This window comes from Streptomyces sp. MK37H, assembly GCF_018035285.1.
GTDB lineage: Bacteria > Actinomycetota > Actinomycetes > Streptomycetales > Streptomycetaceae > Streptomyces > Streptomyces endocoffeicus.
This window is the reverse complement of the sequence record NZ_JAAAYH010000451.1, coordinates 1-7,072: the sequence shown is the minus strand read 5'-3', so window position 1 is coordinate 7,072 and position 7,072 is coordinate 1. Positions and strand designations below refer to the sequence as shown.

General features: G+C 72.5%; 8 protein-coding genes. All 8 read right to left on the bottom strand.

Annotated features, from left to right (window positions below):
* A partial coding sequence (locus GWI24_RS37455; protein ID WP_210950506.1) for a fumarate reductase/succinate dehydrogenase flavoprotein subunit occupies window positions 1–1,750 on the bottom strand: 1,750 nt, incomplete at its 3' end.
* Between the two features lie 77 nt (window positions 1,751–1,827).
* The gene (locus tag GWI24_RS37450; RefSeq protein WP_210950504.1) at window positions 1,828–2,619 is read right to left on the bottom strand and encodes an ABC transporter ATP-binding protein; all 792 of its coding nucleotides are present in this window, start codon (window positions 2,617–2,619) and stop codon (window positions 1,828–1,830) included.
* Window positions 2,616–3,518 (bottom strand): ABC transporter permease, encoded by a 903-nt coding sequence (locus GWI24_RS37445; protein ID WP_247617428.1) that lies wholly within the window; start codon window positions 3,516–3,518, stop codon window positions 2,616–2,618. Before GWI24_RS37445 ends, GWI24_RS37450 begins: the two co-directional genes overlap by 4 nt.
* Window positions 3,515–4,873, bottom strand: a complete 1,359-nt coding sequence (locus GWI24_RS37440) for an ABC transporter substrate-binding protein (protein WP_210950503.1) — start codon at window positions 4,871–4,873, stop codon at window positions 3,515–3,517. Before GWI24_RS37440 ends, GWI24_RS37445 begins: the two co-directional genes overlap by 4 nt.
* A gap of 11 nt (window positions 4,874–4,884) precedes the next feature.
* Complete coding sequence (locus GWI24_RS37435; RefSeq protein WP_014054080.1) at window positions 4,885–5,112, bottom strand: ferredoxin family protein; 228 nt, start codon at window positions 5,110–5,112, stop codon at window positions 4,885–4,887.
* Between the two features lie 51 nt (window positions 5,113–5,163).
* Complete coding sequence (locus GWI24_RS37430; RefSeq protein WP_210950502.1) at window positions 5,164–5,934, bottom strand: GntR family transcriptional regulator; 771 nt, start codon at window positions 5,932–5,934, stop codon at window positions 5,164–5,166.
* 228 nt (window positions 5,935–6,162) lie between these two features.
* Complete coding sequence (locus tag GWI24_RS37425; RefSeq protein WP_210950501.1) at window positions 6,163–6,660, bottom strand: hypothetical protein; 498 nt, start codon at window positions 6,658–6,660, stop codon at window positions 6,163–6,165.
* A gap of 60 nt (window positions 6,661–6,720) precedes the next feature.
* Window positions 6,721–7,072 (bottom strand): fumarylacetoacetate hydrolase family protein (locus GWI24_RS37420; RefSeq protein WP_210950500.1); only part of this gene is annotated, 352 nt, incomplete at its 5' end.

Below are 7,072 nucleotides of genomic sequence, written 5' to 3'. Positions count from 1 at the left end.
GGGACGGCCCGCCCGTGGGCGCGTACTCCGTCACCGGGACGAGATAGGGGGCGACGGGACGCGCGGTGAACTCCATCGCCCCCGACGCCGACTTGCGCAGATCCAGATGGTGCAGCCAGCCCTCGTCATCGCGCAGCGGATGGTCGGTGCGCTCGTGGTAGAGCCCCCACCGGCTCTCCGTCCTGGCCAGCGAGGAGCGCGCGGCCATTTCCGCGCAGTCGCGGATGAAGCTCACCTCGGCGCAGCGCATCAGCTCATGGGGCGTGTGGGCGCCCATCGCGGCGATGTCCCCGCGCATCCGCTCGAACGCCTCGATGGCGAGCGACAGCCGGGCGCCGCTCTTGGGCGGTGCCACATAGTCGTTGACCAGGCGCCGGAGCTTGTACTCGACCTGCGGCTGCGGCGGCCCCCCGGGGTTCCGCAGCGGGGCGTAGATCAGCTCATGCGCCTCGGCGAGCTGCTCCGGGGGCAGTTCGCCCTGGTACGCCGTCTGGCGGGAGGCGTCCTCGCCCGCCAGGTCGCCGAAGACAAAGGCCCCGATCATGTAGTTGTGCGGTACGCAGGCCAGGTCACCGGCCGCGTACAGCCCGGGGACCGTGGTCCGGGCGTGGGCGTCGACCCGTACCCCCGAGGCCGAGTGGCCGCCGCACAGCCCGATCTCGGAGATGTGCATCTCCACGTCATGGGTGCGGTAGTCATGGCCGCGCCCCGCGTGGAAGGTGGCGCGGGTGGGGCGTTCGGTGGAGTGCAGGATGGACTCCAGCGCGGCCACCGACTCCTCCGGCAGATGGCTGAGCTTGAGGTAGACCGGGCCGCGCTCGCTGGCCACCTCCGCCGCGAACTCCGACATCATCTGCCCCGACCAGTAGTCGGAGTCGACGAACCGCTCACCGTGCCGGTTGACCTGGTAGCCGCCGAAGGGATTGGCGACATAGGCGCAGGCCGGGCCGTTGTAGTCCTTGATCAGCGGATTGATCTGGAAGCATTCGATCCCGGTCAGCTCGGCGCCCGCGTGATACGCCATGGCGTAGCCGTCGCCCGCGTTGGTGGGGTTCTCGTACGTGCCGTAGAGATAGCCGCTCGCGGGCAGGCCGAGCCGCCCGCAGGCGCCGGTGGCCAGGATCACCGCACCGGCGCGCACGGTGACGAACCGGCCGGTGCGGGTGTGGAATCCGGCGGCGCCGACGGCCCGGCCGCCCGCGGTGAGGACCCGGACCGGCATCACCCGGTTCTCGATGCGGATCCGTTCGCGCATCTCGCGCCGCCGCAACTGCCGGTACAGGACCTTCTTGACGTCCTTGCCCTCGGGCATCGGCAGTACGTACGAGCCGGAGCGGTGCACCTGGCGGACCGCGTACTGGCCGTGCTCGTCCTTCTCGAACTTCACGCCGTACCGCTCCAGCCGCTGGACCATGGCGAAGCCGCGGGTCGCGGTCTGGCGCACGGTGGACTGGTCGACGATGCCGTCGTTGGCGCGGGTGATCTCGGCCACGTAGTCATCGGGTTCGGCCCGGCCGGGGATGACGGCGTTGTTGACGCCGTCCATGCCCATGGCGAGCGCGCCCGAGTGGCGGACGTGCGCCTTTTCGAGGAGGAGGACGGAGGAGCCGTGCTCGGCGGCGGTGAGCGCCGCCATGGTGCCGGCCGTGCCGCCGCCGATGACGAGGACGTCGCAGGTCAGCTCCTCGGCCGCGGCGAGGGCGGGGATCTCCACGGTCGCGGCGTCCGCAACGTGCTCCCCGTCCGCCATGTGCTCCCCGTCCTCCGGGTGCTCCCTGCGCTCCGGACGCTCCCTGTGCTCCCTGTTGTTCACGCCAGTTGGGCCTTTCACATGCCGAGGGATTCGAGGACCTGACGGCGCAGCGCGACGGTCGCCGCGGCGTCATGGGCGGCGCGCTCGCGCGGATGCGGGATGTCCAGCACCCGGCCGCCGCCCTCCGCGCCGCCCAGCAGCGCCACCCGGTCGCCGAGGAACAGCGCCTCGTCCACGTCGTGGGTGACGAAGACGACGGTGGCGCGGGTGCCCTGGAGCACCTCGACCAGCAGCCGCTGCATCCCGGCCCGGGTCTGTGCGTCGAGCGCGCCGAAAGGCTCGTCCATGAGGACGGCGCGCGGCTCGCCGACGAGCGCCCGGGCGAGCTGGGCCCGCTGCCGCTGGCCGCCCGAGACCCGGTGCGGCAGCCGCCCGCTGTGCTCGGCGAGCCCGACGCGCTCCAGCCACGCCTCGGCCCGGCCGCGGCGCTCGGCGCGCGGTACGCCCCGTATGGCGAGCGGGAGTTCGACGTTGGCGCGGAGGGTGCGCCAGGGCAGCAGCGCGTCCTCCTGGAAGATCAGCGCCCGGTCGGCGTGCGGCCGGGTGATCGGGATGCCGTCCTGGGTGACCCGCCCGCCGAGGGGCGGCAGCAGTCCGGCGAGCGTGCGCAGCAGGGTGGACTTGCCGCATCCGGACGGGCCGACGACCGTAAGGATGTCACCGGGCGCGACGTCCAGGTCGAGACCGTGGAGGACGGGTGCGCCGGGGCGGCCGAGGGCGGCGTCCTCCAGGCGCAGTCGTACGCCCGGCGGGGCGACTTCGGCGGCCGGCGCGGCCGGGGCGGTGGTGATGTCGGATGTGCTCACGGGGTGGCTGCCTCCTTGCGCGCGGGCGCCGGCCGGCCCGTGGTCTCCGTACGGGGCAGCCATCGGGTCAGCCGCCGTCCGGCCAGCTCGACCGCCGTGGAGGTGAGCCAGCCGAGCACGCCGATCGTGGTCATGCCGACGAAGACGCCCGGGTAGTCGACGATCGTGTAGTCCTGCCAGGTGCGATAGCCGGCCCCGTAGGCGCCGGAGATCATCTCGGCGGAGATCACACAGATCCATGAGACGCCGATGCCGACGGAGAGCCCGCCGAGGATCCCGGGCAGCGCCCCGGGCAGCACGACGGACACCAGGACGCGTCCGCGCCCGCCGCCCATGGTCAGCACCGCCTCCTCCCAGACGGGGGCCAGCGCGCGGACCGCGTGCCGGGTGCTCACCATGACTGGGAAGAAGGCGGCGGTGAAGGTGATGAAGATGATCCCCTGCTCATTGCTGGGGAACATCAGGATCGCCACCGGCACCAGCGCGATGGCCGGGATCGGGCGGCACACCTCGAGGACGGGGCCGAGCAGATCGGATACGAGCGGGGAGCGGGCGATGGCGGTACCGACCGCCACGCCCAGGACGGCGGCGAGCGCGAACCCGGTGAGGATGCGGCTGAGGGAGTCGGTCAGGTCCTGCCAGTAGGCGCCGGTGCCGAGGCGGTCGGCGAACTCCCGGACCACATCAGTGGCGGACGGGAACTGCGCGAAACGCAGCCATAGGTTGACGTCGAGGGCGGTGAGCAACTGCCACAGGCCGAGCGCGGCCAGCAGCGAACCGGCACGCAGGGTGTAGCGGACCCAGGGGCGGCGCCGAAGCGGCCGGGGCGCGGCGGCACCCCGGGCTCCGGCGGCCTCCGGGGCCGGGCGGGGCCGTACGGACGAGGTGGGCGCGCTCATCGGGCCGCCGCCAGGGCCGCCGGGTAGCTGAGGGTGCGGGCGCCGGGGTGGCCGGCGATCCAGCCGCGGGCGTTGTCCGGGGTGACGAAGGCCCGCAGATCGCGGCCGTCGCGGACCCAGATCGCCCGGTCCGCGAACCACCGGGTGCCGGTGGCCGCGTCGGGCACGTAGGCGGCCCGGACGCGGTCGCGGTGGCTTCCGGCGAAGCGCAGCAGCTCGGTGGGGGTGGCGAAGGTGCGGAGCCGGTCCTCGCCCTTGAGCCAGAGCTGGTTCGGGGAGGCGGGCGGGGTGGCGCGCAGCGCCTTGGCGTAGGCGTCCGCGCTTCCGTACGCCCGTTTGAGATAGCGGTCGTCGACAAAGGACGACACGTCGACCGGGCCGACCAGTTTGGCGTCACGCAGCACCGGGACGTCCTTCTTGAGCGCGGCGGTCAGCCGTGGCTTGAGGGTCGGGTCGAAGGTCGCGATGCCGCCGCTGCCGTTGTAGAGGTAGACCACTTCGGGCGGCAGCCCGGTCGCGGTGGCGACCTTACGGGCGGCGTCGAGCGGATGGGCGCGCAGATAGCGGGTGGCGTCGATCTGGGCGGCGAGGAACGCCTGGACGACGGCCGGGCGCTCGTCGGCGAACGCCTTGCGCGTGGTGACCCCGTGGAAGGTGGGGAGGTTCAGCCGGGCGCCGTCGTACAGCGCCTTGGCCTTGCCCTGGAAGGCGAGCAGCCCCGGCCAGGCCACGAACTGCGAGAGGGCGTCCGCGCTGCCCGCCTCGAGGGCCGAGGCGCCCACGGCGGGCTGCTGGTTGAGCTTGTGGATGCCGCCCTCGGGGTCGATGCCGGCCTGTTGCAGGGCGCGCACGAGCGTGCCGTCCGCGGCGGAGCCGACGCTGGTGGAGACGTTCTTGCCGCGCAGCCCGGACAGGGCGCGCAGCTTGGAACCGGGCGCGGTGAGGACCGTATTGAGGCCGCCGCGCAGGTTGTAGCCGGTGACGGAGACCAGGCGGGTCGGCGCGTTCAGCTGGGTGCCGCGACCGGAGTTGATCAGGAGCGGGAAGTCGCCCATCGATCCGATGTCGACCTTACCGGCGACCATCTGCGCGGTGATGGGCGCTCCGGTGGCGTAGTCCTCCCACTTCACCTTGTACGTATGGCCGTCGCGACGGCCCAGGGCGCGCAGCTCGCGTTCGAAGGCGCCGAGCGAGCGCAGCAGGGTGCCCGCGGTCACGGTGTTGATGGTCTTGGACTGGTAGCCGACGGTGACGGTCACGGTCTTGCCGTCCGCGTCCGCGTCGCCGCCGCAGCCGGTGAGGGACAGCAGCAGGGCGCCGGCGGCGAGGGCCGACGGGAGGGTCGTGCGCTGCATCGAGGGGCCTTTCACCTCAGGAGATAGGGCATGTTGACCGTGACCGCGCCGGTGGGACAGCGGGCGGCGCACGGGCCGCAGTACCAGCACTCGTCGACGTGCATGTACGCCTTACCGCTGTCGGGGTGGATCGCGAGGGAGTCGAGGGGGCACATGTCCACGCACAGGGTGCAGCCGTCGATGCACTTGGACTCGTCGATCGTCACCGGCACATCGGCACGCTGGGGCGCCAGAGGCATGGCTGTCTCCAGGGAAGGGCGTGAAGGGGCAGAGGGTGTGGTGGGTGGGTCTCAGGCGGTGCGGCGCAACTGGCCGCTCATGGTGATCCGGTCGCCGCGGAACCGGATGAACTCCAGGTCCACCGGGCGTCCATCGCACAGATGGGTGAGCCGCTCCAGCATCAGGACCGCGGCACGGCGCGGGGCCTGCAGAACGGCGGCCGAGTGGGCGTCGGCGTTGACGGCCTCAAGGGTGATCTCGGCGGTGCCCAGGGGCTGTCCGGTGATCTTCTCGATCAGCCGGAAGACATCGGTGTTCTCCAGGTCGGCGCCGATGAGGTCGGCGCCGATGTCCATCGGGAGGTAGGTGAGGTCGAGGGAGAGCGGGAGCCCGCCGAGCCGGCGCAGCCGCTCGACGTAGAGGACATCGGAACGGGCGGGGACGCCCAGCCGGTCCGCGACGCAGGCGGGCGCCGGGACGGGGCCGACGGTGCGCACCTCATTGGTGACCCGGCCGTGCTCGTGAAGGGTCTCGGCCAGGCCCATCAGCCGGTCCAGGCCGTGTAGGTACTTCTCCGCGACCACGACCGTGCCCACCCCGGGCTGCCGCTCCACCAGGCGCTCGGAGCGCAGCAGGTCGAGCGCCTGGCGCACGGTGTTGCGGGAGGCGCCGTAGTCCTGGCCGAGCGCGTCCTCCAGGGGGAGCACGCCCCCGGGGAAGCCGCCGGTGAGGACCTGGTGGCGGAGCAGGTCGGCGAGTTGCCGTGCCCGGTCGGCACGGAGCCGGCGGCGGCGCGCGGCGGCGACCGGCGGGGCGTGCTCGCGGGGGCGTTCGGCTGGCATCGGCCGGCTCCGGGGATTCGCTGGTCGGTGGGGTCGTATCGGGACCATACCGACGGGGCCGGGCCGATGGTGTTGCCGAAGTATTGCGCCACCTGACGGCGGCTTTCCTACCGCTTCCGCCTGCGGTTTCGTGTCCGCGGCGGCAAGATCTGCCACTGTGCGCGGCGGGCCCCCGGCGCGCCTGCGCGCCAGGGGCCCGGGGTGCCGGAGAGGGTCCGGCGCCGTGGTTCAGCCGGTCGGGAGGTCGGTCGGCACATCGGTCGGGAGGCCGGAGGGCAGCGACGTCGGCAGGCCCGAGGGGAGGTCGCTGGGCGAGGTCGCCTTGATGAAGGTGTCATTCTTGGCGAGCGCGTCCCAGTCGACCGTGAGGGTCTTGCCGTCCGCGCTCGCGGTGACCTTGCCCGCGCTGCGGTCGGTGTTGCCGTCGGCGCACTTGAGCATGAGCATCTTCCCGCCCATGTCGGCGTACTCGCCGTTGCAGATGTGCTTGTCGGCCATCAGAACGGCCTTCTTGCCGCTGATGGACAGGATGGCGGCCCCGTCACCGGCCTTCGCCACATAGGTGCCGGAGACCTTCGTGCCCGCGCCCCCCTCCGCCGGGGCGCTCGACGCGGAGGAGGGGTCCTTGGATGTGTCCTTCTTGTCGTCGCCACCGTCACTGCCGCATGCGGTCAGCAGCAGGGCGGCCGCCGCCACCGTGCCGGCGATGCTCACTGCCTTCTTCACGTGCTTCTCCTCGGTCGTCCGGGATCGTCAGGGCAGGAGCACGACAAATTAGCAGTCGCGTCAGGGCGTGGCCGGGACGACCTGGCCGGTCACCTCGCCCAGGCCGACACGGGTCCCCTGCGGGCCCGGCGCCCAGGCCCTGACGGTCACCTCGTCGCCGTCCTCCAGGAAGGTGCGGGCGCCGTCGGGGAGCCGCAGGGGTTGGCGGCCGCCCCAGGTGAGTTCGAGGAGACAGCCGAGCTCGTCCGGGCGCGGACCGCTGACCGTGCCGGAGGCGAAGAGGTCGCCGGTGCGCAGCGAGGCGCCGTTCACCGTGAGATGGGCGAGCTGCTGGGCCGGGGTCCAGTACATGGCGGAGAAGGGCGGGCGGGAGATCGTGTGGCCGTTGAGCGCGACCTCCAGGCGCAGATCG

Excerpts from the sequence above, each read along its gene's own strand:
- GWI24_RS37445 (WP_247617428.1), bottom strand. The coding sequence starts at position 3,518 with ATGAGCGCGCCCACCTCGTCCGTACGGCCCCGCCCGGCCCCGGAGGCC.
- GWI24_RS37440 (WP_210950503.1), bottom strand. The coding sequence starts at position 4,873 with ATGCAGCGCACGACCCTCCCGTCGGCCCTCGCCGCCGGCGCCCTGCTG.
- GWI24_RS37435 (WP_014054080.1), bottom strand. The coding sequence starts at position 5,112 with ATGCCTCTGGCGCCCCAGCGTGCCGATGTGCCGGTGACGATCGACGAG.
- GWI24_RS37430 (WP_210950502.1), bottom strand. The coding sequence starts at position 5,934 with ATGCCAGCCGAACGCCCCCGCGAGCACGCCCCGCCGGTCGCCGCCGCG.